The 26,716-nt window shown below is 68.9% G+C and carries 27 protein-coding genes; 6 read left to right on the forward strand and 21 right to left on the reverse strand.

Going from position 1 to position 26,716, the window contains the following annotated elements; translation table 11 throughout:
• Positions 1–71 precede the first annotated feature (71 nt).
• Complete coding sequence (locus AB3X07_RS19610) at positions 72–1,409, forward strand: sigma-54-dependent transcriptional regulator (RefSeq protein ID WP_369940487.1); 1,338 nt, start codon at positions 72–74, stop codon at positions 1,407–1,409.
• Positions 1,406–2,758 carry a sensor histidine kinase gene (locus AB3X07_RS19615; RefSeq protein WP_369940488.1) on the forward strand — a complete coding sequence of 451 codons (1,353 nt, stop codon included), beginning with the start codon at positions 1,406–1,408 and terminating at the stop codon, positions 2,756–2,758. Before AB3X07_RS19610 ends, AB3X07_RS19615 begins: the two co-directional genes overlap by 4 nt.
• A 192-nt stretch (positions 2,759–2,950) precedes the next feature.
• On the opposite strand, the gene AB3X07_RS19620 is transcribed toward AB3X07_RS19615, so the two are convergent.
• A complete protein-coding gene (locus tag AB3X07_RS19620) occupies positions 2,951–3,919 on the reverse strand; it encodes a right-handed parallel beta-helix repeat-containing protein (RefSeq protein WP_369940489.1) in 969 nt (322 codons plus the stop codon).
• A gap of 109 nt (positions 3,920–4,028) precedes the next feature.
• Complete coding sequence (glmU, locus tag AB3X07_RS19625; RefSeq protein WP_369940491.1) at positions 4,029–5,393, reverse strand: bifunctional UDP-N-acetylglucosamine diphosphorylase/glucosamine-1-phosphate N-acetyltransferase GlmU; 1,365 nt, start codon at positions 5,391–5,393, stop codon at positions 4,029–4,031.
• Positions 5,394–5,532: 139 nt separating this feature from the next.
• Here glmU and AB3X07_RS19630 point away from each other — a divergent pair, with 139 nt between their 5' ends.
• Positions 5,533–5,916, forward strand: coding sequence for a GtrA family protein (locus tag AB3X07_RS19630; protein WP_369940492.1), 384 nt, complete (start codon positions 5,533–5,535; stop codon positions 5,914–5,916).
• A gap of 129 nt (positions 5,917–6,045) precedes the next feature.
• On the opposite strand, the gene AB3X07_RS19635 is transcribed toward AB3X07_RS19630, so the two are convergent.
• From AB3X07_RS19635 to AB3X07_RS19680, 10 genes are all read right to left on the reverse strand, one after another.
• Positions 6,046–6,624, reverse strand: a complete 579-nt coding sequence (locus AB3X07_RS19635) for a chorismate mutase (RefSeq protein ID WP_369940493.1) — start codon at positions 6,622–6,624, stop codon at positions 6,046–6,048.
• A gap of 383 nt (positions 6,625–7,007) precedes the next feature.
• A complete protein-coding gene (locus AB3X07_RS19640) occupies positions 7,008–7,430 on the reverse strand; it encodes a F0F1 ATP synthase subunit epsilon (protein ID WP_369940494.1) in 423 nt (140 codons plus the stop codon).
• Between the two features lie 144 nt (positions 7,431–7,574).
• Positions 7,575–8,981 carry a F0F1 ATP synthase subunit beta gene (atpD, locus tag AB3X07_RS19645; RefSeq protein ID WP_369940496.1) on the reverse strand — a complete coding sequence of 469 codons (1,407 nt, stop codon included), beginning with the start codon at positions 8,979–8,981 and terminating at the stop codon, positions 7,575–7,577.
• Between the two features lie 119 nt (positions 8,982–9,100).
• Positions 9,101–9,964, reverse strand: a complete 864-nt coding sequence (gene atpG, locus AB3X07_RS19650) for a F0F1 ATP synthase subunit gamma (RefSeq protein WP_369940498.1) — start codon at positions 9,962–9,964, stop codon at positions 9,101–9,103.
• Between the two features lie 117 nt (positions 9,965–10,081).
• The gene (atpA, locus tag AB3X07_RS19655; RefSeq protein ID WP_369940499.1) at positions 10,082–11,629 is read right to left on the reverse strand and encodes a F0F1 ATP synthase subunit alpha; all 1,548 of its coding nucleotides are present in this window, start codon (positions 11,627–11,629) and stop codon (positions 10,082–10,084) included.
• A gap of 147 nt (positions 11,630–11,776) precedes the next feature.
• Positions 11,777–12,304: a F0F1 ATP synthase subunit delta gene (locus tag AB3X07_RS19660; RefSeq protein ID WP_369940501.1), complete on the reverse strand. Its 528-nt coding sequence runs from the start codon at positions 12,302–12,304 to the stop codon at positions 11,777–11,779.
• 1 nt (position 12,305) lies between these two features.
• Positions 12,306–12,776 (reverse strand): F0F1 ATP synthase subunit B, encoded by a 471-nt coding sequence (locus AB3X07_RS19665; protein WP_369940504.1) that lies wholly within the window; start codon positions 12,774–12,776, stop codon positions 12,306–12,308.
• 115 nt (positions 12,777–12,891) lie between these two features.
• On the reverse strand, positions 12,892–13,191 hold the full coding sequence (gene atpE / locus AB3X07_RS19670; RefSeq protein WP_046978353.1) for a F0F1 ATP synthase subunit C: 300 nt from the start codon (positions 13,189–13,191) through the stop codon (positions 12,892–12,894).
• Between the two features lie 77 nt (positions 13,192–13,268).
• Positions 13,269–14,063, reverse strand: coding sequence for a F0F1 ATP synthase subunit A (gene atpB / locus AB3X07_RS19675; protein ID WP_369940506.1), 795 nt, complete (start codon positions 14,061–14,063; stop codon positions 13,269–13,271).
• 26 nt (positions 14,064–14,089) lie between these two features.
• Positions 14,090–14,455: an ATP synthase subunit I gene (locus AB3X07_RS19680; RefSeq protein ID WP_369940507.1), complete on the reverse strand. Its 366-nt coding sequence runs from the start codon at positions 14,453–14,455 to the stop codon at positions 14,090–14,092.
• A 438-nt stretch (positions 14,456–14,893) separates the two neighbouring features.
• Between AB3X07_RS19680 and AB3X07_RS19685 the strand changes: the two genes are divergently transcribed.
• Complete coding sequence (locus AB3X07_RS19685) at positions 14,894–15,721, forward strand: hypothetical protein (RefSeq protein ID WP_369940508.1); 828 nt, start codon at positions 14,894–14,896, stop codon at positions 15,719–15,721.
• Between the two features lie 153 nt (positions 15,722–15,874).
• On the opposite strand, the gene AB3X07_RS19690 is transcribed toward AB3X07_RS19685, so the two are convergent.
• The 3 genes from AB3X07_RS19690 to aceF all read right to left on the reverse strand — a co-directional run bounded on the left by AB3X07_RS19690 (position 15,875) and on the right by aceF (position 19,924).
• The gene (locus tag AB3X07_RS19690; RefSeq protein WP_369940511.1) at positions 15,875–16,147 is read right to left on the reverse strand and encodes a hypothetical protein; all 273 of its coding nucleotides are present in this window, start codon (positions 16,145–16,147) and stop codon (positions 15,875–15,877) included.
• A gap of 94 nt (positions 16,148–16,241) precedes the next feature.
• Entirely contained in the window at positions 16,242–18,053 is a 1,812-nt protein-coding gene (gene lpdA / locus AB3X07_RS19695; protein ID WP_369940512.1) for a dihydrolipoyl dehydrogenase, read from the reverse strand.
• Between the two features lie 131 nt (positions 18,054–18,184).
• Positions 18,185–19,924, reverse strand: coding sequence for a dihydrolipoyllysine-residue acetyltransferase (gene aceF, locus AB3X07_RS19700; RefSeq protein ID WP_369940513.1), 1,740 nt, complete (start codon positions 19,922–19,924; stop codon positions 18,185–18,187).
• A 233-nt stretch (positions 19,925–20,157) separates the two neighbouring features.
• Here aceF and AB3X07_RS19705 point away from each other — a divergent pair, with 233 nt between their 5' ends.
• A complete protein-coding gene (locus tag AB3X07_RS19705) occupies positions 20,158–20,916 on the forward strand; it encodes a hypothetical protein (RefSeq protein WP_369940515.1) in 759 nt (252 codons plus the stop codon).
• Positions 20,917–20,921: 5 nt separating this feature from the next.
• Here the strand turns inward: AB3X07_RS19705 and AB3X07_RS19710 are convergent, their stop codons facing one another.
• A complete protein-coding gene (locus AB3X07_RS19710) occupies positions 20,922–21,461 on the reverse strand; it encodes a DNA-deoxyinosine glycosylase (RefSeq protein ID WP_369944820.1) in 540 nt (179 codons plus the stop codon).
• Between the two features lie 188 nt (positions 21,462–21,649).
• Between AB3X07_RS19710 and AB3X07_RS19715 the strand changes: the two genes are divergently transcribed.
• Positions 21,650–22,279, forward strand: coding sequence for an OmpW/AlkL family protein (locus AB3X07_RS19715; protein ID WP_369940516.1), 630 nt, complete (start codon positions 21,650–21,652; stop codon positions 22,277–22,279).
• 79 nt (positions 22,280–22,358) lie between these two features.
• Here the strand turns inward: AB3X07_RS19715 and AB3X07_RS19720 are convergent, their stop codons facing one another.
• From AB3X07_RS19720 to AB3X07_RS19740, 5 genes are all read right to left on the reverse strand, one after another.
• Positions 22,359–22,922 carry a DUF1453 domain-containing protein gene (locus AB3X07_RS19720; RefSeq protein ID WP_369940517.1) on the reverse strand — a complete coding sequence of 188 codons (564 nt, stop codon included), beginning with the start codon at positions 22,920–22,922 and terminating at the stop codon, positions 22,359–22,361.
• Positions 22,923–22,934: 12 nt separating this feature from the next.
• Positions 22,935–23,738, reverse strand: coding sequence for a MetQ/NlpA family ABC transporter substrate-binding protein (locus tag AB3X07_RS19725; protein ID WP_369940519.1), 804 nt, complete (start codon positions 23,736–23,738; stop codon positions 22,935–22,937).
• A gap of 197 nt (positions 23,739–23,935) precedes the next feature.
• The gene (locus tag AB3X07_RS19730) at positions 23,936–24,631 is read right to left on the reverse strand and encodes a methionine ABC transporter permease (protein ID WP_369940520.1); all 696 of its coding nucleotides are present in this window, start codon (positions 24,629–24,631) and stop codon (positions 23,936–23,938) included.
• Positions 24,628–25,635, reverse strand: a complete 1,008-nt coding sequence (locus tag AB3X07_RS19735) for a methionine ABC transporter ATP-binding protein (RefSeq protein ID WP_369940521.1) — start codon at positions 25,633–25,635, stop codon at positions 24,628–24,630. The genes AB3X07_RS19730 and AB3X07_RS19735 overlap by 4 nt, the downstream gene beginning before the upstream one ends.
• A gap of 106 nt (positions 25,636–25,741) precedes the next feature.
• On the reverse strand, positions 25,742–26,638 hold the full coding sequence (locus AB3X07_RS19740; protein ID WP_369940522.1) for a DMT family transporter: 897 nt from the start codon (positions 26,636–26,638) through the stop codon (positions 25,742–25,744).
• Positions 26,639–26,716 lie beyond the last annotated feature (78 nt).

Raw genomic sequence — 26,716 nt, forward strand, 5'->3', positions numbered from 1 at the left:
GCCGGGGCTGCGATGATGCCGCCTCGTCCTGTCTTCGCCGGTTCCGGCCCGGCCATCCGCCAAGGTATCCGATGCCCTGCATCCTGATCATCGACGACAACCCCGCCGTCGCCACCGCGCTCGAAGTGCTGTTCTCCCTGCACGACATCGAGACGGCGCACGCGGACAGCCCGGATGCCGGCCTGCAACGCCTGGCCGAGGGCGACATCGACTTGGTGCTGCAGGACATGAACTTCAGCGCCGACACCACCTCCGGCGAGGAAGGCGTGGCCTTGTTCGACGCGATCCGCGCGCGCCATCCGGACCTGCCGGTGATCCTGCTGACCGCCTGGACCCAACTCAGCAGCGCGGTGGAACTGGTCAAGGCCGGCGCCGCCGATTACCTGGCCAAGCCCTGGGACGACCGCAAGCTGCTGACCACGGTCAACAACCTGCTGGAACTGTCCGAGGCGCGCCGCGAACTGGAGCGGCGCCGCGACGGCGAACGCCGCCATCGCCAGCAACTGGCGCAGCGCTACGACCTGCGCGGGGCGGTGTTCGCCGACCCGGCCAGCGAGCGCGCCATCGCCCTGGCCTGCCAGGTCGCGCGTTCGGAACTGCCGGTGCTCATCACCGGCCCCAACGGCAGCGGCAAGGAGAAGATCGCCGAGATCATCCAGGCCAATTCGCCGATGCGGCAGGGCGCGTTCGTGGCGCTGAACTGCGGGGCGATTCCGGCCGAACTGATCGAGGCCGAACTGTTCGGCGCCGAGGCCGGCGCCTACACCGGCGCCAACAAGGTGCGCGAGGGCAAGTTCGAGGCCGCCGACGGCGGCACTCTGTTCCTGGACGAGATCGGCAACCTGTCGCTGGCCGGGCAGATGAAGCTGTTGCGCGTGCTGGAAACCGGCCGCTTCGAGCGCCTGGGCTCCAACCGCGAGCGCCAGGTCAAGGTGCGGGTGATCAGCGCCACCAACGCCGACCTGACCGCGATGATCCGCGACGGCAGCTTCCGCGAGGACCTGTACTACCGGCTCAACGCGGTGGAACTGTCGCTGCCGGCGCTGGCCGACCGGCCTGGCGACATCCTGCCCTTGGCCGAGCACTTCCTGTCCGGCGCCAAACCGCTGTCGGCCGGCGCCATCCAGGCGCTGCAGCGCCACGCCTGGCCCGGCAACGTGCGCGAACTGCGCAACGTGATCCAGCGCGCCGAGCTGCTCGCCGGCGGCCGCCAGATCGAGGCCGCCGACCTCAACCTGCCCAAGCCGGCGCCGCCGCGCCCCGCCGCAGGCGCCGAACCGGACCGCGAGCGCATCGTCGCGGTGCTGGGCCGCGCCAACGGCGTCATCGCCCAGGCCGCGGCCGAACTGGGCATGAGCCGACAGGCGCTGTACCGGCGCATGGACCGCTACGGAATCCCGCGCGAATGAAGCTGCGTCGCTCCTTCACCGTCGACCTGTTCCTGCGCCTGCTGCCGGTGCTGGCGCTGGCGGCGGCGATGCCGTGGCTGCTGGCGTACTGGATGGACCGCGGCTGGGAAGTGGTGGCCTGCTCGGCGCTGCTGTTGCTGGCGCTGATGTGGTGGACGCTGCGCCGCGCCACCGCGCCGATGCGCTCGCTGTTCCGCGCCCTGGCCGGCACCGTCAGCAGCTACCGCGATGGCGAATACAACTTCGGCGTGCACTGGCGCGGCGACGACGAACTCGGCGAAATGGTGGTCGCCCACCGCCAGTTGGGCGAGATCCTGCGCGAACAGCGCCAGGGCCTGGCGCAGCGCGAACTGATGCTCGACACCATGGTGCAGAACACGCCGGTGGCGATGCTGCTGACCTCCAGCGGTGGCGACGGCCTGCGCCGCGTGGTGTTCTCCAACCTGGCCGCGCGCAAGCTGCTGCGCGGCGGCTGGAAGCTGGAGGGCCAGCGCTTGGACGACCTGCTGCTGGACATGCCGCCGGCGCTGCGCGAAGCGGTCGCGCGCGGCGGCGACAGCCTGTTCACCATCGTCGACGAGGACGACCCGGAAGAGGAGCAGGTCTACCACCTGTCGCGGCGCCGTTTCCGCCTCAATGGCCGCCCACACGACCTGCTGCTGATCCGCCTGCTCACCGCCGAACTGCGCCGGCAGGAAGTGCACACCTGGAAGAAGGTGATCCGGGTCATCAGCCACGAATTGAACAACTCGCTGGCGCCAATCGCCTCGCTGGCCCACTCCGGCGCCGAACTGGTGCGCCGGCAGAAGGTGGAGCGGCTGGAGGAAGTGTTCGGCACCATCGAGGAGCGCGCGCGGCATCTGGAGGGCTTCATCCGCGGCTACGCGCGCTTCGCCAAGCTGCCGCAGCCGCAGTTGCAGACCGTGGCGTGGGCGCAGTTCCTCGGCGGGCTGCAGCAGCAGATCCCGTTCGTGCTGGAACTGGAAGCGCCCGACCTGCACAGCCGGGTCGATCCGGCGCAACTGCAGCAGGCGCTGCTCAACCTGGTCAAGAACGCGCACGAATCCAGCCCCGAAGGCCAGGCGCCGGCCGACAGCGTGCGCATCCGCGTCTCCACCCGCCCGGAATGGCTGCGCATCGAAGTGCTGGACCGCGGCAGCGGCATGAACGAAGCGGTGCTGCACAACGCGCTGATGCCGTTCTATTCGACCAAACGCAACGGCACCGGCCTGGGCCTGGCGCTGACCCGCGAAATCATCGAGGCGCACGGCGGCCGCCTGTCGCTGCAGAACCGCGACGAAGGCGGACTGTGCGTGGCGGTGCAACTGCCGCTGACGCCGGCAAGCTAGCGCACCGCGCACGTCTGTAGGAGCGGCTTCAGCCGCGACAAGGTGCCGATCGACACGTCCTGTCGAGGCTGAAGCCGCTCCTACAGAGAGCGCCAGCCTCGCGGCCCCAGCAGCGCGAATGACCCTGTGGGAGCGACTTCAGTCGCGACAGCCTTCCCGATACACCCCGACATGCCATCGCGCACACGCGCCTCACTCGCGCACCGTCCCGCTCTCGACGATGCGCGGCGTGGCGAGCGCGCCGCAGGCGTCGTCGGCGCCGGTGGTGGCGGTGGCGGGAATCGCGCCGTAGTAGCCGGCGCCGACCGTGTTGTCGAGGAAACGCCCGCCCTGCGACGGGCATTCGCCCTGGTCGAGGGAGAACCAGTCGGAGAACGCGGCGTACTTGCCGGCGCGCACGAAGCGGTTGCCGCGCACCTCGGTGGCATCGGAGGCGTCGCGGGTCCGCACCACGTCGCCGTTGACGTCGGTGAAGCCGTTGTCCTTCACCACGTTGCCGGTCGAATGCCGCGCCAGGTACAGCGCATGGATGTAGCCGGAGGTTTCCTTGCTGTTCTCGATCGCGCTGAACTGGTTGCCGACGATCAGGTTGTCGCGCGAGTTCTGCAGGCGGATCGCCGCGTACGAGTACGCCGGATTGCCCTGGCCGTGGATGCCGCCGATGCGGGTGAAGCGCATGCCGCGGATCTCGTTGCCGGCGTTGCCGTCGGCCGCCGCGTTGCTGCTGCCCAGGTCCATCGCCATCCAGTAGTCGCTGACCTCCAGACCGACGAACTGAAGCTGCGTGGACTGGTTGCCGCCGCCGCGCAGGGTGAACCAGGTGCCGCCGCCGCGGCCGTCGAAATGCGGCATCGTCGCCGCGCCCGGCGCGGCGACGATGCGCAGCGGCGCGCCGGCGTTGCGGTAGGTCCAGCGCACCGATTGGCCCACATAGGTGCCCGGCGCGACCACGATCTCCACCTCGGTCTGCGCCGGCGGCGGCGTCGCCTGCAAGCGCTTCTGCGCCTCGGCCAGGGTCTTCAACGCGGCCGCCGCAGTGGTGCCGGTCGCGGTGTCGTCGCCATCCGGCGCCAGGTACAGGCGATAGGTCTGCGCCTGCACGGCGCCGGCCGCGATCAGCAGCAGAACCAGCATCCACCAACGCGCGTCTCGTGCCTGCATCGAACACCTCCATCGGTCGTCGCGACGCTGGCCCCGTGTGCCGCCAGCCGCGCCACCTTAGCGCGACCCTGCCGCGCCGGTTGCGACACCCGTCACGCGGCGCGGCCGGCTACTTCTTCTTCGGCCGCTTCCACTCCTCATGCGTACTCTGCCGCACGCGCGCCACGGTGAGCTGGCCGGCCGGCGCATCGCGGGTGATCACCGACCCGGCGCCGATGGTGGCGCCGCTGCCGATCGTCAGCGGCGCCACCAGCGCGCTGTTGGAGCCGACGAAGACGTCGTCGCCGATCGTGGTCGGCCACTTGTTCACGCCGTCGTAGTTGCAGGTGATGGTACCGGCGCCGATGTTGACCCCGGCCCCGATCGTCGCGTCGCCGAGATAGGTCAGATGGTTTGCCTTGCTGCCGACGCCGAGCACCGCGTTCTTGGTTTCGACGAAGTTGCCCACGTGCACACCGTCGGCCAGCACCGTGCCGGGCCGCAGCCGCGCGAACGGACCGATCATCACCGCGCCCTCGGTGACCACGCCGTCCAGGTCGCAATGCGCGCGCACCTCGGTGCCCGGCCCCAGGACCACGTCCTTGAGCCGCACGAACGGACCGATGCTGACCCCGTCGCCCAGCTCCACGTCGCCTTCCAGCACCACGTTGACGTCGATGCGCACGTCGCGACCGACGCGCACGCGGCCGCGCTGGTCCAGGCGACCGGGGTCGAGCAGGTACGCGCCTTGCTCGCACAGCGCGCGCGCGGCGCGCAGTTGCCAGGCGCGCTCCAGCTGCGCGAGCTGCCACGGATCGTTGGCGCCTTCGGCCTCGGTCGGATCGGCCACCAGCACCATCTCCGCCGGGGTGAATTCCGCGGTGGCGGAAGCGAACACGTCGGTGAGGTAGTACTCGCCCTGCGCGTTGTCGCTGCGCAACTGCGCCAGCCAGCGCTTGAGCGCGGTGGACTCGGCGGTGACGATGCCGGTGTTGATGGTGCGGATGCGACGCTGTTCGTCGTCGGCGTCCTTCTGCTCGACGATCGCGGCGACCTTGCCGGCGGCGTCGCGCACGATGCGGCCGTACCCGCTGGGGTCCTCCGGCTCGGCCACCAGCACCGCCAGCCGTCCGGGCGAGTGCAGCAGGCGCAGCAGGGTCTCGGCGCGGATCAGCGGCACGTCGCCATACAGCACCAGCACGGTGGCGGCATCGGGGATCGCGCCCATCGCCTGCTGCACCGCATGGCCGGTACCCAGCTGCTGCACCTGCTCGGCCCACAGCAGGTCCGGCTGCGCGGCGAACGCGGCGCGCACCGCCTCGCCGCCGTGGCCGTAGACCACGTGGATCGCCGCCGGCTGCAACTGGCGCGCGGTCTCGATCACGTGCGCCAGCATCGGCCGACCGGCGATCGGATGCAGCACCTTGGGCTTGGCCGACTTCATCCGCTTGCCCGCGCCGGCGGCAAGGATCACGACGTGCAGGGGCAGGCTCATGGCAGGTTCCATTCCGGGGAAGACGGGAATTCTAGAGGCAGCCGCCGCGCCGTGCCGTCATGACGCCGTCCGCGCCGGCGGCATTTACATCCGCGCCGCAATCGCTAGCATGCGCGCTTGATCCCCACCCTGGACTCCCATGAGTCTGCTGCGCCAGGGCAGTCAATTCGTCGTGATCGGATTGCTGCAACTGCTGATCGACTGGAGCGTGTTCGTCGCCGCCACCGCCGCCGGCATGCCGACGATCCCGGCCAATGTGCTGGGCCGCGTGTGCGGCGCGCTGCTCGGCTTCTGGCTCAACGGCCGCATCACCTTCGCCAGCGACGACGCGGCGCGCCTGGGCTGGCGGCGCTTCGGCCGCTTCCTCGCCATATGGCTCATGCTGACCCTGCTCAGCACCTGGCTGGTGACGCTGTGCGCGGACGCGCTGGGCCTGCGCCTGGCCTGGCTGGCCAAGCCGGTGGTCGAAGGCGTGCTCGCGGTCGTGTCCTTCTTCCTGGGGCGGCATGTGGTGTACCGCTAGCGGCGAGATGCCGCGCCCCCTGTAGGAGCGGCTTCAGCCGCGACCGGTAGTCCCTGTCGCGGCTGAAGCCGCTCCTACATGGATGAACCCGGGCCGCGTCTACGCGATCCAAGTCCACACGCGCCCCGCTCAGCGGCAGAAATCGCCCAGGCTGCGCACCAGCGCGGTGCGGTGCAGTTGGTCGAGCTGCCAGCGCAGCGCATAGGCCTCGGCCGCGCGCGCGGTCGTGGCCGGGCAATCCGGGGCCTGGCGCACCGCGGCGCTGGCCTGCAGCGCATCCAGCATCTCGCCCTGCAGTTGATCCAGGCGCGCACGCAGCGCGGCCAGGTCCGGGCGCGGGCTGTCGGGCGCGCGGCCGCGCAGGTGCCAGCGCGCCAACAGTTCGTACTGCACCAGCTTGTTGGATTCGATCTGCATGCCGAAGAAGCGCGCGGCATCGTCCGCATCCACGCCGTGCGCCGGCGCCTGCGCGCGCACGCCCGCCAGCACCGCGGCCTCGCGCGCGGCGTCCAGCACCGGCTTGCCGCTGTCCCACTTGCTCAGCGCGACCTGGTCGCCGATCGCGTTGCGCTCGACGATGCGGTCCAGCAACGGTTCCAGCGGGGTGGCGCTGCGCGCGGGCAAGGCGCATCCCATCAGCATGGCGCTGGCCAGCACAGCGGTCAGCGCATGCACGCAGGGACGAGGACCGGAAGCGGACAGGGGCATCTCGGCTCTCCAGTAACCGTCTGCGGGTGGGGGATGGACCGCAGATCGGGCGGCCATCTTGCCGCAGTCCATGGACCGGACGATGACCGCACGCGCGTCTCGTCGCATGGAGACACCACCGAGTCAGCGACCAGCAAGCCAGCGCCGTGCGCTGCGTCGCATTCCACCTCGATCGCGGACTGCGCCGCAGGAATGCGATCTTCGCGGCGATCTATGCGCCTGCGCGTCAGCAGCGTGCGGCAAGCCGGGTCGCGCGGTGATCCCCAACATGCGCGCGGAGGCAGCGTACGAAGGAGACCAACTCCTCTCCCCGACACGACAACGCCGGCGTTTGCCGGCGTCGTCGTCGCGCATGCGGCCGCTGGGCCGGCGTGGCGGTGAACTCAGTGCTTGAGGTTCTTGCGCAGGCGTTCCAGCGCCTGCAACTGCGCGGTGACCTCGGCCAGCTTGGCCTGCGCCTCGGCCACGTCCATGCCTTCGCCGCGGTTGGCGAGCATGCGCTCGGCATCTTCCTTGGCCTTGCGCACCGACGCCTCGTCGATGTCCTGGGCGCGGATCGCGGTATCGGCCAGGATGGTCACCACCTGTGGCTGCACCTCGAGGATGCCGCCGGAAATGGCGAAATCCAGCTGCTCGCCGCTGGCGGTGGTCACCACCACCTTGCCGGGCTTGAGCCGGGTGATCAACGGCGCGTGCTTGGGCGCGATACCCAGCTCGCCCAGCTCGCCGGTGGCGACCACCAGGGTGGCGTCACCGTGGTAGATCTCGTGCTCGGCGCTGACGATGTCGCAACGGATGGTGCTCATGGTTACCTCGCTGGCGCGAGGCGGGAGTGGGGAGTGGGGAATGGGGAATGGCCAAAGCGGTCGCGCCGCCCTGCCCTTGCTCCCAACCCGTGGTCCTCGATGCCGCCTCGCGTATCCCTAATCCCGAATCCCGAATCCCGGCTGTTACGCCTTCTCGGCCATCTTCTTGGCCTTCTCGACCGCTTCCTCGATGCCGCCGACCATGTAGAAGGCCTGCTCCGGCAGGTGGTCGTACTCGCCGTCGACGATGGCCTTGAAGCCGCGAATGGTGTCCTTCAGCGACACGTACTTGCCCGGCGAGCCGGTGAACACTTCGGCCACGTGGAACGGCTGGCTGAAGAAGCGCTCGATCTTGCGCGCGCGCGACACGGCCTGCTTGTCCTCTTCGGACAGCTCGTCCATGCCCAGGATCGCGATGATGTCCTTCAGTTCCTTGTACTTCTGCAAGGTGGACTGCACGCGGCGGGCGGTGTCGTAGTGTTCGTGGCCGATCACGTTCGGGTCCAGCTGACGGCTGGTCGAATCGAGCGGATCCACCGCCGGATAGATACCCAGCGAGGCGATGTTACGCGACAGCACGACGGTGGCGTCGAGGTGGGCGAAGGTGGTCGCCGGCGACGGGTCGGTCAGGTCGTCCGCGGGCACGTACACGGCCTGGATCGAGGTGATCGAGCCGGACTTGGTCGAGGTGATGCGCTCCTGCAGCACGCCCATTTCCTCGGCCAGGGTCGGCTGATAGCCCACCGCCGACGGCATGCGGCCCAGCAGCGCCGACACTTCGGTACCGGCCAGGGTGTAGCGGTAGATGTTGTCGACGAACAGCAGCACGTCCTTGCCCTTGCCCGAGGCGTCCTTCTCGTCGCGGAAGTACTCGGCCATGGTCAGGCCGGTCAGCGCGACGCGCAGGCGGTTGCCCGGCGGCTCGTTCATCTGGCCGTACACCATCGCCACCTTGTCCAGGACGTTGGAGTCCTTCATCTCGTGGTAGAAGTCGTTGCCCTCGCGGGTACGCTCGCCCACGCCGGCGAACACGGACAGACCCGAGTGCGCCTTGGCGATGTTGTTGATCAGTTCCATCATGTTGACGGTCTTGCCGACGCCGGCGCCGCCGAACAGGCCGACCTTGCCGCCCTTGGCGAACGGGCACATCAGGTCGATGACCTTGATGCCGGTTTCCAGCAGCTCGGTGGCCGAGGACTGGTCCTCGTAGGTCGGCGCCGCGCGGTGGATTTCCCAGTGGTCGCTGGCCTGCACGTCGCCGGCTTCGTCGATCGGGCGACCCAGCACGTCCATGATGCGGCCCAGCGTGCCGGCACCGACCGGCACCGAGATCGCGCGACCGGTGTTGGTGGCGATCAGGTTGCGCTTGAGGCCGTCGGTGGAACCGAGGGCGATGGTGCGCACGACACCGTCGCCCAGCTGCTGCTGCACTTCCAGCGTGATGGCGGTGCCTTCGACCTTCAGTGCGTCGTAAATCTTCGGCACATCGGCACGCGCGAATTCGACGTCGACGACCGCGCCGATGATCTGAACGATCTTGCCCTGACTCATTTGGATAACTCCACTAATGTCTGTTCGAAACTGGTGTCGGGAATGGGGAACGGGGAATCGGGAATGGGAAGATCGAGCGATGCTGCGACCATTCCCGTTTCTCCATTCCCCATTCCCGGCTACACAGCGGCTGCGCCGCCGACGATTTCGGAAATTTCCTGGGTGATCGCGGCCTGGCGCGCCTTGTTGTAGACCAACTGCAAGGTGCTGATCAGCTTGTTGGCGTTGTCGCTGGCCGCCTTCATCGCGACCATGCGCGCCGCATGCTCGGACGCCACGTTCTCCAGCACCGCCTGGTACACCAGCGACTCGATGTAGCGCGTCATCACGTGCTCGAGCACGGTCGCGGCATCGGGTTCGTACAGGTAGTCCCAATCGTGGTGCGCGACCTGGCTCTCGGCCGCCGGCAGCGGCAGCAACTGGTCGAAGCTGGCCTTCTGCGTCATCGTGTTGACGAAGCGGTTGTAGACCAGATAGACGCGGTCGATCTTGCCCTCGGTGAACGCATCCAGCATCACCTTGATCACGCCGATCAGCTGTTCAAGCTGCGGCACGTCGCCGAGGTGGCTGACGCTGCCGACCATGTCCACCTTGAGCCGGCGGAAGAACACCGAGGCCTTCTGGCCGATGGTGACCACGTCGATGCCCGCGCCCTTGTCCTGCCACTGGCGCACTTCGCCCAGCATTTTGCGGAACAGGTTGTTGTTCAGGCCGCCGGCCAGGCCGCGATCGGAGGAGATCACGATGTAGCCGACGCGCTTGACCGTCTCGCGCTGCAGCAGGAACGGATGCGTGTAGTCGGTGCTGGCCTGCGCCAGATGCCCGATCACCTGCTTCATCGCCTGCGCATACGGGCGCGAGGTCTTCATCCGATCCTGCGCCTTGCGGATCTTGGAGGCCGAGACCATCTCGAGCGCGCGCGTCACCTTGCGGGTGTTCTGCACGCTCTTGATCTTGGATTTGATTTCGCGTCCGCCTGCCATGCTCTCGCTCGCTTTGCTCGCTTCGTGGGAATGGGGAATGGAGAATCGGGAATGGGCAATGCCCGGATCCCGCTCCTACGATTCCCTATTCTCGATTCCCGATTCCCTGCAGTTGGATTACCAACTGCCCGTGGTCTTGAACTCGCCGATGCCCTTCTTGAACGCGGCCTCGATATCGCCGTTCCAGTCGCCGGTGTCGTTGACCTTGGCGATCAGGTCGCCCTGGGTGTTGGCGAAGTGGGCGTGCAGGCCCTCTTCGAACGCCAGCAGCTTGTTGACCGGCACGTCGTCCAGGAAGCCTTCGTTGACCGCGTAGATCGACAGCGCCTGGTTGGCGATGGACATCGGCAGGTACTGCTTCTGCTTCATCAGCTCGGTGACGCGCTGGCCGCGCTCGAGCTGCTTGCGGGTAGCTTCGTCCAGGTCCGAGGCGAACTGCGCGAACGCCGCCAGCTCGCGGTACTGCGCCAGCGAGATGCGGATGCCGCCGGAGAGCTTCTTGATGATCTTGGTCTGCGCGGCGCCGCCGACGCGCGACACCGAGATGCCGGCGTTCACCGCCGGGCGGATGCCGGCGTTGAACAGGTCGGTTTCCAGGAAGATCTGGCCGTCGGTGATCGAGATCACGTTGGTCGGCACGAACGCGGACACGTCGCCGGCCTGGGTCTCGATGATCGGCAGCGCGGTCAGCGAACCGGTCTTGCCCTTGACCTCGCCCTTGGTGAACTGCTCCACGTACTCCTCGGACACGCGCGCGGCGCGCTCCAGCAGGCGGCTGTGCAGGTAGAACACGTCGCCCGGGTAGGCTTCGCGGCCCGGCGGGCGCTTCAGCAGCAGCGAGATCTGGCGGTAGGCCACGGCCTGCTTGGACAGATCGTCGTACACGATCAGCGCGTCTTCGCCACGGTCCATGAAGTACTCGCCCATGGTGCAGCCGGCGTAGGCGCTGATGTACTGCATCGCCGCCGATTCGGAGGCGGTCGCGGCGACCACGATGGTGTGGGCCAGCGCGCCGTTCTCTTCCAGCTTGCGCACGATGTTGGCCACGGTCGAGGCCTTCTGCCCGATCGCCACGTACACGCACTTGATGCCGGTGTTCTTCTGGTTGATCACCGCGTCGATGGCCAGCGCGGTCTTGCCGGTCTGGCGGTCGCCGATGACCAGCTCGCGCTGGCCGCGGCCGATCGGAATCATCGCGTCGACCGACTTGTAGCCGGTCTGCACCGGCTGGTCGACCGACTTGCGCCAGATCACGCCCGGCGCCACGCGCTCCACCGGCGCGCTCTGGCTGGTGCCCAGCGGGCCCTTGCCGTCGATCGGCTCGCCCAGCGCGTTGACCACGCGGCCCAGCAGTTCCTTGCCGACCGGCACTTCCAGGATGCGGCCGGTGGTCTTGGCCACGTCGCCTTCGCGCAGGTTCTCGTAGTCGCCGAGCACCACCGCGCCGACCGAGTCGCGCTCCAGGTTCAGCGCCAGGGCGTAGGTGTCGTTCGGCAGTTCGATCATTTCGCCCTGCATCACGTCGGCCAGGCCGAAGATGCGCACGATGCCGTCGGACACGCTGGTGACCGTGCCTTCGTTGCGCGACTCCGCGGCCAGCTTGACCTGCTCGATGCGGTTCTTGATCAGTTCGCTGATTTCGGAGGGGTTGAGCGTGGTTGCCATCTTGGTTTCCTTCGGATCGTCCATCGCGCAAGGGCGGATGGCGACGTGTGGTTAGCTTCTTTGAGAATCGGGAATGGGGAATCGGGAATCGCGGGTGGCGTCGCCGCCGGGCCGGGTTCTCTCCTCTCTATTCGCCATTCCCGTTTCTTAGTGGGCCAGTGCGGATTGCAGACGCGACAGCTTGCCTTTCAACGACCCGTCGATGACCACGTCGCCGGCGTCGATCACCGCGCCGCCGATCAGCGAAGCGTCCACCGCCGTGGTGATCTCGACCTCGCGGCCGAAGCGCTGCTTCAGCGCCACCTTCAGCGAGGCCACCTCGGCATCGCTCAGCGCCGTCGCGGAGGTCACGTTGGCCTGCACCACGCGCTCGGCCTCGGCCCGCAGCTGGTCGTACAGCCCGGCGATCTCCGGCAGCAGCGGCAGCCGCTGGCCTTCGGCCAGCAGGCTCAGGAAGCGCTGGTACTGCTCGTCGACCGCGTCCGGCGCCAGCAGCGCCACCGCCTGCTCCCGCTGCAGCAGCGGGTTGTGCAGCAGCGCGGCCACGCGCGGATCGGCGGCGACCTGGGCGGAGAACGCCAGCGCGTCGGACCACGGCGCGAGCTTGCCGGCATCGCTGGCCGCGGCGAACGCGGCGCGGGCATACGGACGCGCCAGTGTGAGGGCCTGGCTCATCTCAGATCTCCGCCGCCAGCTCGTCGAGCAGCGCCTTGTGGGCGTTGGCGTCGATTTCGCGCCTGAGCAGCTTCTCCGCGCCGGTCACCGCCAGCAGCGACACCTGGCGACGCAGATCCTCGCGCGCACGGGTCGCGGCGGCGTCGATCTCGGCCTGGGCCAGTTCCTTCTGCCGGTTGGCTTCGGCGATCGCTTCCTGCTTGGCCGCTTCGACGATCTGGTTGGCGCGGGCGTGGGCCTGGTCGATGATCTCGTTGGCCTTGGTGCGCGCGTCCTTCAACGCTTCGTTGACCTTCTCCTGCGCCTGCGCCAGATCCTTCTGGCTGCGATCGGCGGCGGCGAGGCCTTCGGCGATCTTCTGTTGGCGCTCTTCGATGGCCCGCATCAGCGGCGGCCAGATCTTGGTCGCGACGATCCAGATCAGACCGGCGAAGGCCAGCGCCTGGGCAAAAAGGGTGAGACCGATATTCATTGGGTACGCTCAGCCAAAGGTGACGGGGTGGACGCGCCGCCCTGCGGCGAACGCGTCCGAACCTTCATCCGCAGCGGCGGCCGCACTGCTGCGGCCGCTCGCCGGTACTACTGGATCAGCCGCCCTGCGGCAGGCGCGACACGAACTCGCCGATCATCGGGTTGGCGAACGCGAACAGCAGGCCGACCGCGACGCTGATGATGAACGCGGCGTCGATCAGGCCGGCGGTGATGAACATGCGGACCTGCAGCACCGGGATCAGTTCCGGCTGGCGCGCGGCCGATTCCAGGAACTTGCCGGCCATGATGGCCAGACCGAGGCCGGCGCCCAGCGCGGCCAGGCCGATCATGATGCCGACGGCGAGGACGGTGGAGCTCTGGACTTGGGCGAGGTTGGTCAGGACGGCGAAGTACATGGTTTTCTCCAGGAACAAAGTTGCTTGAGGATGGTGAATCGAACGAAGGGTTGCTTATAACGCGTGAAACAGAAACGTCAGTGGCTGTCTTCCGCCAGGCTCAGGTACACGATCGACAGCATCATGAAAATGAACGCCTGCAGCGGAATCACCAGCAGGTGGAACAGCATCCAGCCGAAGCCGAACGCGCCGCCGGCCAGCGCACCGAAGATGCCGGCACCGCCCAGCACCCAGATCAGCAGGAACACGATCTCGCCGCCGAACATGTTGCCGAACAGTCGCATCGCCAGCGACACCGGCTTGCTCAGCCACTCGACGATGTTGAGGATCAGGTTGAACGGCAGCATCCACTTGCCGAACGGCGCGGTCAGGAATTCCTTGGTCATCCCGCCCACGCCCTTGGAGCGCAGCGAGAAGAAGATCATCAGGAAGAACACGCTGATCGACATGCCCAGGGTGGCATTGACGTCGGCGGTGGGCACCGGCTTCCAACTGTGCACGCCGAACAGTTCCAGCGGCTTGGCGATGAAGTCCGCCGGAACCATCTTGATGAGGTTCATCATCAGGATCCAGAAGAACAGGGTGATCGCGATCGGGGTCACCAGCTTGCTGGTCCCGTGGTAGGTGTCCTTGGCCTGGCGGTCGACGAACTCCAGCAGGATCTCCACGAACGCCTGCCACTTGCCGGGCACGCCGGCGGTGGCCTTGCGCGTGGCCAGCCAGAAGCCGAACACCATCAGCAGGCCGGACAGCAGCGACATCACCAGGGTGTCGACGTGCAATTGCCAGAACCCGCCTTCCTGCACCTGGAAGGTGAGGTTCTTGAGGTGGTGCTGGATGTAGGAGGTAGGGGTTAGTGCCTCGCCCGCCATGAGTCCTGAGCCTTATCTTGATTCGATCAACGCCTGGCCAGAGCCAGAACCTGAAACATGAGCCCGGTGGCGATACCCGCCAACAGGGCCAGAGGAGGCAGCCGCCACCAGGCAAAGCCCAGCGCCAGTACCGCGAACACCAACACCCACTTCAGCACCATGGCCACGATCAACCGCGCCATCGCCGTACCGGCCGCCTGCACGCCCCCGCCCAACGCGGTGCGTGCCGCCAGCCATCCCCCCGCCACCGTCGCCAGCCCGGTTGCGGCGGCGCCCATGGCGTACTTCGGCCCCAGCAGCAGGAACGCCAGGGAAACCACGGCCACCGCCACCAGCGGGTAAATCGCTGCGCGCAGCATCAGCCGCCGACCCGCTTCAACGGAGTTCAGCACAGAAAATCCTGCAGTTGGTGGTGGATTGAGGACGTCTTCGCGTCCGTCGAGCCGCGGAATTATAGCAATGGGACAATTTCCGAGACAACCGCCAAAGGTTGCGGCCATCCCGAATCGCGCCGGGCGAGGCACCATACCATGCCGAACGCCCTGGACCGCGGCCCGGATTGTCGCATCGCAGCAACATTCCGCGTCGGGAACTTTCGCGCGTGCGCCGGGTCGGAGTTGCAGGGACTGCGCCCATCCTCGTCGATCCGCCGCGCAGGCCTATGGAGCCCCGGGCAACCGGGGCTCTTCTTTTGCCGGTCGGATCTGTGATGAACGCCGCCCGCGAATATCCGTACCTTCACGAATGGTGGACACGGTCTTAAGGATAGTTGCGGCACGCGGTGGCGCTGCCATCGGCGCATCCATACCAGACCACGGAGCCTTGCCCCCATGAAACACTTGCTAGCCCTGGCGTTGCCATGCGCGCTCGCCGCCGCATACGCCCTTCCCGCCCACGCCGAAGACGGCGACGACCGGTTCACCATCCGCCTCGGCGCGATGAACGTGGACAACGACAACACCCTGCGCGGCAACACCAACATCGGCGGCAACGAGATCTCCGGATCGCAGGACTTCGATTTCGGCGGCAAGGAATGGGAGCCGCGCGTGGACGGCATGTTCCGCATCAGCACCCGCCAGCGCCTGATCTTCGACTACTTCAAGTACGACAAGGACCGCCGCGAGGCGCTGGGTGAGGACGTCAGCTACGACGGCGTCACCGTGCCGAGCGGCAGCTTCGTCAAGGGCGAGCTGAAGTACCAGGTCGCCAGCCTGGTGTACGACTACTCGGTGATCGACAACCCGCAGTTCAGCATGGGCCTGCAGATCGGCGCCGAGTGGGCCAAGGTCCAGGCCAATGCCTACGCCGACCTGGGCGACCTGTATTCGGGCACCTTCATCGACGAAAGCGAAGATGGCGCCGCGCCGGTGGTGGGCCTGCGCTTCACCGCGCAGCCGAACGAGCACTGGCTGTTCAACGTGCAGGGCCAGTACCTGAACACCAAGTGGGGCGATTTCGGCAAGTACGACGGCGACCTGAGCCGTGCCAACGCGATCGTCGAGTACCGCTTCACCCCGAACTTCGGCATCTTCGCCGGCTACGATTGGTTCAAGCTGGACGTGGACCGCGAGACCGACTCCAACGCCGCGTCGCTGACCAAGGTCGGCCTCAAGCAGGAGTTCAAGGGCCCGGTGGCCGGCGTGACGTTCGCGTTCTGATCTTCCGGGTCCCGGGATCCGGGACCCGCACGCGATACGGACAGAACCCCGCAGCGATGCGGGGTTCTGTCGTTTGGGAGGGTGCGCTGGCGCGGTGCCGCATCGAGGGCGACCACGAGGCCGCGCTGCGGCGCGGTTGCGCCGGCACGACGTTCACGGTGGCTTGGTCGCGCCCGCCACCAGCAGGTGCCTGTGCGTCTCGCAATAGCACTCGTCGTGCCAGCCGTAGTGCGCATCGCGGCATACCGCATGGCTCACCGCCGCCGGCAGGCCGGCGACGCCACTGCGCAAGTCGTACTTCAAGGCGACGAACACCGAACCCGGATGGGGCCAGTCGGTCAGGCGCGGCGGCTCGTGCATGCGGTTGCCGGCACCGAGCTCGCGCTCCAGCAAGGCCTGCAGTTCGGGACATAACGGTCGCTGCATCGCATGCTCCGCCAGCGTGGCAACGTCGCCGCGCAGACGCGACGACGCCCCGCGAACGGGGCGTCGTCGGCGCGCGCCAGGCGGCGCGTGGCGCCTACTTCTTCTTCGGGATGTACAGGTCGGTGATGGTGCCGTCGTAGATCTCGGCGCTCATGCCGACCGACTCGCTGAGGGTCGGGTGCGCGTGGATGGTGTGGCCGATGTCCTCGGCCTCGGCGCCCATCTCGATCGCCAGGCCGATCTCCGCCAGCAGGTCGCCGGCGTGCACGCCGACGATGGCGCCACCGATGACCCGGTGCGTCTCCTCGTCGAAGATCAGCTTGGTGAAGCCCTCGGTGCGGCCGATGCCGATGGCGCGGCCGCTGGCCGCCCACGGGAACTTGGCCACGCCGACCTTCAGGCCCTTGGCCTTGGCCTCGGTCTCGGTGACGCCGACCCAGGCGATTTCCGGGTTGGTGTAGGCCACCGACGGGATCACCCGCGCCACCCATTCCTTCTTCTCGCCCGCCGCCACTTCGGCCGCCAGCTTGCCCTCGTGGGTGGCCTTGTGCGCCAGCATCGGGTTACCGACGATGTCGCCGATGGCGAAGATGTGCGGCACGTTGGTGCGCATCTGCCGATCGACCGGGATGAAGCCGCGCTCGGTGACGTTGACCCCGGCCTTGTCGGCGCCGATCTTCTTGCCGTTGGGCGCGCGCCCCACCGCGACCAGCACGCGGTCGTAGGTGGTGGCGGCCAGCGCCGGCGTCTCGCCCGCGGTGGCGGCCTCGAAGGACACGGTGATGCCCTTCTTGTCGGCCTTGACCTCGGCCGCCTTGGTCTTGAGATGGACGTCCACGCCCTGCTTCTTCAGGCGATCGGCCAGCGGCTTGACCAGGTCCTTGTCGGCGCCCGGCATCAGCTGATCCATGAACTCGACCACGGTGACCTTGCTGCCCAGCGCGCTGTACACGGTGGCCATTTCCAGGCCGATGATGCCGCCGCCGACCACCAGCAGGGTCTTGGGAATCTCCTGCAGTTCCAGCGCGTCGGTGGAGTCCATCACCCGCTTGTCGTCCCACGGGAAGTTCGGCAGCTTCACCGCCTGCGAGCCGGCGGCGATGATGCAGTGCTCGAAGCGCAGCAACTGGGTCTTGCCGTCGGCACCGACGATCTCCAGTTCGTTCGGCGACACGAACGACGCCACGCCGGTGACGGTGCGCACCTTGCGCTGCTTGGCCATGCTGGCCAGGCCGCCGGTGAGCTTGCCGACCACCTTCTCCTTGTACTCGCGCAGCTTGTCCAGGGTGATCTTGGGCTTGCCGAAGTCCACGCCGAAGTCGCCGGCGTGGGCGACCTCGTCGATCACCGCGGCCGCGTGCAGCAGCGCCTTGGAGGGAATGCAGCCGACGTTGAGGCAGACGCCGCCGAGGCTGGCGTAGCGCTCGATCAGCACCGTGTCCAGGCCCAGGTCGGCGGCGCGGAACGCGGCGGTGTAGCCGCCGGGGCCGGCGCCGAGCACCACCATCTTGCACTCGATGTCGGCCGGCTTGCCGCTGGCCAGCGCCGGCTTGGGCGCCGGCGGCTCGGCCGGCGCGCGGTGCGACGGCGCCACCGGCGGCTTGCTGGCCGGCGCCTCGGCCTTGGCCGGCGCCGGCGCGGCGGCCGGCGTGGCACCCGCAGCGGCGTCGGCGGTTTCCAGCAGCGCGATCACCGCGCCCTCGGACAACGTGTCGCCGAGCTTGACCCTCAGCTCCTTGATCACGCCGGCCGCCGCGGACGGCACCTCCAGCGTGGCCTTGTCCGACTCCAGCGTCACCAGGCCCTGGTCCTTCTTGACCGTGTCGCCGACGGCGACCAGCACCTCGATGACCGGAACGTCGCTGTAGTCGCCGATATCCGGGACCTTGACCTCAATGACCGCCATGCAGCTTCTCCTGTGGCCCGGCCGGCGCGCCGGCGGGCGATTGCAGTTCTACGGCGGCGCCGCGATGGACGCGGCGCACGCAGGTGGGGGAAACACGGGCCGCGCCAGGCGCGGCGCCGTCGCGGCAGGACTTACAGCAGCACGCGGCGCATGTCCGCCAGCACCTGGCTCAGGTAGGTGGTGAAGCGCGCGGCGGCGGCACCGTCGATGACGCGGTGGTCGTAGCTCAGCGACAGCGGCAGCATGAGCTTGGGCGCGAATTCCTTGCCGTTCCAGACCGGCTGGATCGACGACTTGGACACGCCCAGGATCGCCACTTCCGGCGCATTGACGATCGGAGTGAAGGCGGTGCCGCCGATGCCGCCGAGCGAGCTGATCGAGAAGCAGCCGCCGCTCATCTCGGCCGGGCCGAGCTTGCCGTCGCGTGCCTTCTTGGCCAGTTCGCCGCTCTCGCGCGCCAGCTCGACCACGCCCTTCTTGTCCACGTCGCGGATCACCGGCACCACCAGCCCGTTCGGGGTGTCGGCGGCGAAGCCGATGTGGAAGTACTTCTTCAGGGTCAGGTTCTCGCCGGCCGCGTCCAGCGAGGCGTTGAAGTCGGGGAACTGCTTCAGCGCCGCGGCGCTGGCCTTGAGCAGGAAGGCGAGCATGGTCAGCTTGATGCCGGCCTTCTCGTTCTCCTTGTTCAGCGCCACGCGCAGGGCTTCCAGCTCGGTGATGTCGGCCTGCTCGAACTGGGTGACGTGCGGGATCATCGCCCAGTTGCGCGCCAGGTTGGCGCCGGAGATCTTCTTGATCCGCGACAGCGGCTTGACCTCGACCTCGCCGAACTTGGCGAAGTCCACCTTCGGCCAAGGCAGCAGGTTCAGGCCGTTGCCGCCGGCGGCGGGCGCGGCACCTGCCGCCGCCGGCGCGGCGCCGGACAGCGCGGCCTTGACGTAGCGCTGCACGTCGTCCTTGGTGATGCGCCCGCCCTGCTCGGAGCCGCCGACCTGGAACAGGTCCACGCCCAGCTCGCGCGCGAACACGCGCACCGCCGGGCTGGCGTAGGGCACCTTCTGCGGCAGCACGCTGTCGGCGTTGAACTCCACCGGCGGGCTGCTCTGGGTAGCGGACGGCGCGGCCGCCTTGGCCGGCGCCGTCGCCTGCACCTGCGCGATCTCGCGCTGGGCCAGCTTGTCAGGCGCCGACGAGGCCGGCACCGGCTCCACGCCGCCGCCGGTCTCGGCGCTGGGCGCGACCGCGGACGGCGCGTCGGCATCGCTGCCGGCCACTTCGATCAGCGCCACCACCTTGCCCTCGGACAGGCTGTCGCCGACCTTGACCTTGAGTTCCTTGACCACGCCGGCCACCGACGCGGGCACTTCCATCGTCGCCTTGTCCGACTCCAGGGTGACCAGGCTCTGGTCCTTCTTCACCGTGTCGCCGACCGCGACCAGCACCTCGATCACCGGCACGTCGCTGTAGTCGCCGATGTCCGGCACCCGCGCCTCGACCACGCCGGTGGCAGCGGCAGCGGCCGGCGCCGGCTTGACCGCGTTCTGCGCGGGGGCCGCCGGCGCGGCCTGCTGGGCCGGGGCGGGCGTGGCTTTGGCGGCCGCCGGCGCGGCGGCGGCACTGGCGCCAACCTCGGCTACTTCGATCAGCGCCACCACCTTGCCCTCGGACAGGCTGTCGCCGACCTTGACCTTGACCTCCTTGACCACGCCGGCGAACGGCGACGGCACTTCCATCGTCGCCTTGTCCGACTCCAGGGTGACCAGGCTCTGGTCCTTCTTCACCGTGTCGCCGACGGCCACCAGCACTTCGATTACCGGGACGTCGCTGTAGTCACCGATATCGGGGACAAGTGCTTCCTTGATTTCGGCCATGCGGGGAACTCCGGCAACTGATGAGGGGGGAAACCCCTATTGTGGCGGCCCGCAGCCGCAGCGCCAACCTTTACCGGGAAAAAACCCGGCGTGGCCGCGCTGCAGGCGCCGCAACGCGGTCGCGCGCGGCATCCGCGGCGGACTGTACGCCGGCGCATTGTTCGCCGCCCGCGGCGGCGCGCGCGCTTCACGGACGGGCGCCTAACATGCGCGCACCCGACCGGAGTGCCGCCATGCGTGTGTTCGTGCTGTTGATGTCGCTGGCGATGCCGCTGGTCGCCTGGTTCGCGCAGCGCGGCGCGTTCGGCCCGACCAACGGCGCGATCTCCGATCGCTACCCCACCCTGATCGTCGCGGCCGGCTACGCCTTCGCGATCTGGGGCGTGATCTTCCTGCTCGATGTGGCCTTCGGCCTGTGGCAGGCCTCGCCGCGGCGCCGGCGCGGCAGCGCGCTGGCGCGGGTGCGGCTGCCGGCGGCGCTGGGCTTCGGCCTCACCGCGCTGTGGATGCCGGTGTTCTCGCAACAACACTTCCTATTGGCGCTGGCGGTGATCTGGGCGGCGCTGGCCTGCCTGGCGCTGGCCGCGCTGCGCCTGTCGCGCGACCGGCATGCCGAGCCATGGCAGGCGCTGTGGGCGTGGTTGCCGCTGTCGCTGCATGCCGGCTGGCTGTCGCTGGCCGCGTTCCTGAACACCGCGCAGGTGATCGTCGCCTTCCGCTGGCTGTCCACCACGCACATGCTGCCGTGGAGCCTGGTGCTGTTCGCACTCGCCGCCGCCCTGCTGCTCGGCCTGAACCAGGCCATGCGCGGCAACCTGGCGTATGTGGCGGCGGCGGCATGGGCGCTGCTGGCGGTCTACGTCAAACAGGCCGGCAGCGGACTGGACGGGGCGCGCAGCGCCGCCTGGATCGCGCTGGCGCTGGCGGCGGTGCTGCTGGTGCAGACCGTGTGGCTGCGGCTGCGTGCGCCGGCGCCGCGCGCACTGCATTGACGCCGCTACGATGCCGGCGGGCGCGACGCCGGCATGAGCCAGGCCTGCAGCGGCGCCCATGCCGCCTGCAGCCGCGGCAGCGAACACGCGGCGTTGGCCGGACTGGTCGAGGGCAGCGCCAGCACCGTCAGCGGCGGCACGCGCGAGGGCAACTGCGGCTGCACGAAGCGCGCGAACGCCTGCGCCGCGGCGGCGCCGTTGCAGGCGATCGCGCGCAACCGCGGCAGGCGCGCGATGTAGTCGGGCAAGGGATTGGGCACTTCGCTGCCGCGCACGATCGCCGCATCCAGGCTGCCGCGGCGCCGGCACTGGCCGATCACGTCCCACAGGCCGACGCCGCAGGCCTGAATGGCCTGCAACCGCGCCGCGTAGTCCAACTGCGGATCCACGCCGCACAGCGCGCCCAGCAGCGGCCAGAAGCGATTGCGCGGATGCGCGTAGTAGCGCGCCTCTTGCAGGGACTGCGCACCGGGCATCGAGCCGAGGATCAGCACCCGGCAATCGTCGCGTATCTGCGCGGGCAGGCCATGCAGCACGTCCTGCATCGTCACGACGCACGCACGCGGATGAATGTCGGCAACTCTTAAAACCTCGTTATTTCGGGCCTCGGCGGCGCATGCCTGAACATGCGCTGCATTCGCTCGGCCGGGGTCGGCGTCGATTCATCTTCTCATCGATACGGTGTGCGCGCCCACTCCGGTGGCCCCACAAGAAAAGACTGAGGAGATTCCCCATGCGGTCCATTCAAATGCTGAGCCTGGCTGTCGTTTCCGCCCTTGCGTTCGCGCCCGCCGCGTTCGCGCAGGATGGCGATACCGCATCCGGCAAGCGCTTTTCCGTCGTCGGCAGCGCGACCCTGCTCGACCCCCATTCCAAGCCGGCCAACGGCCTCGACGTCGACGGCGGCCCGGCGCCGACCATCAGCGCCAGCTGGCTGATCAACGACAACTGGGCGGTCGAACTGTGGGGCGCTGCCGACAAGTTCAACCACCGCGTCAAGGCCGACGGCATCGGCAAGGTCGGCACCGTCGAACAGCAGCCGATCGCGCTGAGCGGTCAGTACCACTTCGGCCAGGCGGACAACGTGTTCCGTCCGTTCGTCGGCGTCGGCTACTACGAGTCCAACTTCAGCAACGAGAAGCTCGACGGCCTGGGCAGCGACCAGCACATCGGTCTGGACACCGCCAAGGGCGCGATGGGCACCGTCGGCGTGGACATGAACATCAACTCCACCTGGTTCGCCCGCGCCGACGCGCGCTACATGCACTCGCGTCCGGAGCTGAAGGTGGCCGGCGAAGGCACCGGCCAGGACCTGAAGCTGGATCCGTGGCTGGTCAGCTTCGGTATCGGCGCGCGCTTCTAAGCGCATCTGCGACGCGACACACGCAAACGGGCCCGATCGGGCCCGTTTGTTTTTGCGTGCGCACCTCGTGGCGCGGCGCTCAGTGCGGCGAGCGGTCGTAGCCGCGATGGCGATCGAAGCGGCGTACGCGACGCCGCAGCAGCCACGCATAGGCGCAGGCGTAGCCGAGCAGCAAGGCGGCGGCGGCCAGCAGGCTGGCATGGCTCATCCATCCCTGCGCCGGCCAGGCCGCGTCCTGCGCCACGCTGCGCCAGCCCTGCACCACGCCGGCGCCGATCCGCGCCACCACCAGCGCCGTCATCGCCAGCACCAGCCACAGGTTCGGGGTGTAGAACAGCCCCTGCGGCAGCGGCTCGAAGCGGCTCAAGGCGATGCCCAACGCCCCCAACGCCAGCCCCGCGATCCAGCCCAGGCAGGCGTACGCCGCGGCATTGGGCCACCAGTGCGCGGCGATCGCGGCGAAGCCGAGCAGCAGGACGCTGGACAGCAGCGCCGACCAGAACTGCACGCCGGCCAGCCAGGCCCGCGCCTGGCGCCGCGAGGTGCCGTAGCGGAAGCGCTGCAGCAACGACAGCGGCAGCAGCACAGCGGTCACCGCCAGCGCGATCACGATCGCCAGCGGGATGACGAGCAGCAACGGCATCGGCGGCTCCGCTCAGAACGCCGGCAACACCGCGCCCTGATACTTGCGCTCGATGAAGGCCTTGACCTCCGGACTGGTCAGCGCCTTGGCCAGCTTCTGCACGCGCGGATCGTCCTTGTTGTCGGCGCGCGCCACCAGGAAGTTCACGTACGGCGAGTCCTTGCTCTCGATCGCCAGCGCGTCGCGGGTCGGGTTGAGCCCGGCATCCAGCGCGTAGTTGGTGTTGATCAGCGCCAGGTCGACCTGATCCAGCACCCGCGGCAGCATCGCCGAATCCAGTTCGCGGAACTTCAGCTGCTTGGGGTTGGCGACGATGTCGCGCTGGGTGGACAGCGCGTTGCTCGGATCCTTGAGCTTGATGACCCCGGCCTTGTCCAGCAGGATCAGCGCGCGGCTGTTGTTGCTGGGGTCGTTGGGGATCACCACGTCGGCGCCCTGCGGCAGCGCGTCCAGCGATTTGAAGCGGCGCGAGTAGGCGCCGAACGGCTCGATGTGCACGCCGACCACGGTGACCAGGTTGCTCTTGCGATCGCGGTTGTAGGCGTCCAGGTACGGCTCGGTCTGGAAGTAGTTCACGTCGATCTGCTTCTGCACCACCTGGTCGTTGGGCTGCACGTAATCGTTGAACACGCGCACGTCCAGGGTCACGCCCTGTTTCTCCAGAAGCGGCTTGACCACCTCCAGGATCTCGGCATGCGGCACCGCGGTGGCGGCGACGCTCAGGCGCGCCGGATCGGCGCCGGAGGTGGACTTGCCGCAGGCGGCCAGGGCCAGCACGGCGGTGGCGAACAGCAGGCGAAGCGGGAGCTTGGTCATGGCAGGAAATCCGCGAACGTGGGGAAGAGGGGCAGCGGGCGGCGCTGCGGGCAAGCTAGCAGACCCGGCCGCGTCGTGCGGCGAAAGGCCCGCGAATCGCCTCCTGTAGGAGCGGCTTCAGCCGCGACCGCTTCACCGGGAAGGCCCGGTCGCGGCTGAAGCCGCTCCTACAGGAGAGCGCGGGAGGGCGCTGCGGCTCAGCGCCGGCTGTAGTAGGCGACCAGGCGGTCGCCGAGCATCTGCAGCGCCTGCACCAGCAGCAGCAGGATCACCACCGTCACCAGCGCCACGTCGGCATGCGAGCGCTGGTAGCCGTCGCGGTAGGCCAGGTCGCCGAGGCCGCCGGAGCCGATCGCGCCGCCCATCGCGGTGAAGCCGATCAGGGCGATGGTGGTCACCGTGGCGCCGGCGATCAGGCCCGGCCGCGCCTCCGGCAGCAGCACCCGCGTCACCAGTTGCCAGGTGGTCGCGCCCATCGCCAGGCTGGCCTCGACCACGCCGCGGTCCACTTCGCGCAGCGCGGTTTCCACCAGCCGCGCGTAGAACGGCGCCGCCCCCACCACCAGCGGCAGGATCGCGCCGCGCACGCCCAGCGAGGTGCCCATCGCCCACAGCGTCAGCGGGATCATCGCGATCATCAGGATGATGAAGGGCACCGAGCGCAACACGTTGATGACCAGCGCCAGGCCGCCGTAGAGCAGCGGCTTCTGGTGGGTCTGGCGGGGACCGGTGAGGAACAGCAGCACGCCCAGCGGCAGGCCGATCAGCAGGGTCAGCGGCAGCGAGCCGCCGAGCATCAGCAGCGTGTCCACGGTGGCGCGGCCGATCTCGCTCCACTTGCCGGCGTCGAGATTGCGGAAGAAGCCGCTGGCGGCGGTGGCGAAGGGCATCATCGGCGCAGTTCCTCCACGTGCACGCCGGCGGCGACGAAGGCGGCCTGGGCCGCGTCCAGGTCGCCGTCGACCAGGGCCACGGTCAACTGGCCGTACGGGGTGTCCTTGATCCGGTCGATGCGCCCGGACAGGATGTTGTAGTCCACCGCGGTCGCGCGCGCGATGCGCCCGAGCAGCGGCGCGTAGGTGTCGGTGCCGAGGAAGGTCAGGCGCAGGATGCGCCCGTCCACCGCGGTGAGGTCGCGGTGCAGCTCGCCCTCGTCCACGTGTTCGGCCTCGGAGACGAAGCGCCTGGTGGTCGGATGCCGCGGATGCAGGAACACCTCGGTGACCGGCCCGCTCTCGACCAGGTGCCCGGCGTCGAGCACCGCCACGCGGTCGCAGACGCGGCGGATCACTTCCATCTCGTGGGTGATCAGCACGATGGTCAGCCCCAGCTCGCGGTTGATCTGCGCCAGCAGGCTCAGCACCGAGGCGGTGGTCTGCGGGTCCAGCGCGCTGGTGGCCTCGTCGCACAGCAGGATCCGCGGCCCGGTCGCCAGCGCGCGGGCGATGCCGACGCGCTGCTTCTGCCCGCCCGACAACTGCGCCGGATACTTGCCGGCGTGCGCGGCCAGCCCGACCCGTTCCAGCAACTCGGCCACCCGCGCGTCGACCTGCGCGCGCGGCGTGCCGGCCAACTCCAGCGGGAAGGCGACATTGCCGGCGACCGTGCGCGAGGACAGCAGGTTGAAGTGCTGGAAGATCATGCCGATGCGCTGGCGCAGCGCGCGCAGGCCGGCGCGGTCCAGTGCGGTGACGTCCTCGCCGTCGATCCGCAGGCGTCCGCCGCTGGGCTCTTCGAGCCGGTTGATCAGCCGGATCAGGGTCGACTTGCCGGCGCCGGAATGGCCGATGATGCCGAACACCTCGCCGGCGCGGATGTCCAGGTCGAGCGGATGCAACGCCACGACCGCCTGGCCGGCAACGGAGTAGGACTTGTGCAGGTGCTCGAACTGGATCAACGCGCGGGGACCGGCAGCGGAAAGGGGGGCGCAAGCCTATCAGGCCGGGGTTGCGGCCGTTATTCCATTCGATTCTAACGCCTGCGCCTGCGTGCGGCGGAGCCGGCTACGGGTGCGCCTGCGGCGGCGGCCGCACGGCGGCGCGGACCCGTTCGCGGTGCAGCAGGTACAGCCCGCTGGCGACGATGATCGCCGCGCCCACCCAGGTCCAGGCGTCGGGCAGCTTGCGCCACAGCAGCCAGTCCCAGGGGATCACCCAGATCAGGCCGCTGTACTCCAGGGGGGCGATCAGCGAGGCGTCGCCGCGGCGGAACGCCTGGGTCAGCGCCACCTGGCCCAGCGCCCCGGCCAGGCCCATGCCGGCGATCCAACCGGCGTCGGCCAGGCGCAGCGGGGTCCAGTCCGGCAACGCCAGCGCGCCGGCGCCCAGCGCCATGATCAGCAGGAACCACACCACCAGCGACTGCGGCGTGTCGGTGCGCGCCAGCAGGCTGACCAGCACAGAGGCGACCGCGTAGGCGATGGCCGCCAGCAGCACCATCAGCCCCGGCAGCGAGACGAACCCGTTCATGCCCGGGCGCAGCACCACCAGCACGCCGACCAGGCCGACGCCGATCGCCGCCCAGCGCCGCTGCCCGACGTATTCGCCGAGCAGCGGCACCGACAGCGCCGCCACCAGCAATGGCGCGACGAAGTAGATCGTGTACGCGGTGGACAGCGGCAGGCTGCGCAGCGCCCAGGCGAAGCAGCCGATCATGGCGATGCCGAGCACGCCGCGCAGCAGATGCAGGCCCCAGCGCACCGGCAGGATCGAGCGCGGGCCGGCGGTGACCAGCACCCACAGCAGCACGAACGGCAGCGAGGCGGCGCCGCGCAGCGTGGCGACCTGCAAGGCCGGGTAGTGCGCGGCCAGCATCTTCATCGCCGCATCCATCAGCGCGAAAAAGGCGACCGCCGCGACCATCCAGGCGGCGGCCGCGGTGTTGGAGCGTAACGTGGGCATCCACCGATTATCGCCGCGATCGCCCTCGCCCGCCCAGCGCCGCGGTCGCGCCGACAGCGCCGCCGTGGCGACATCGGT

This window comes from Xanthomonas sp. DAR 35659 (assembly GCF_041242975.1).
Taxonomy (GTDB): Bacteria; Pseudomonadota; Gammaproteobacteria; order Xanthomonadales; family Xanthomonadaceae; genus Xanthomonas_A; species Xanthomonas_A medicagonis.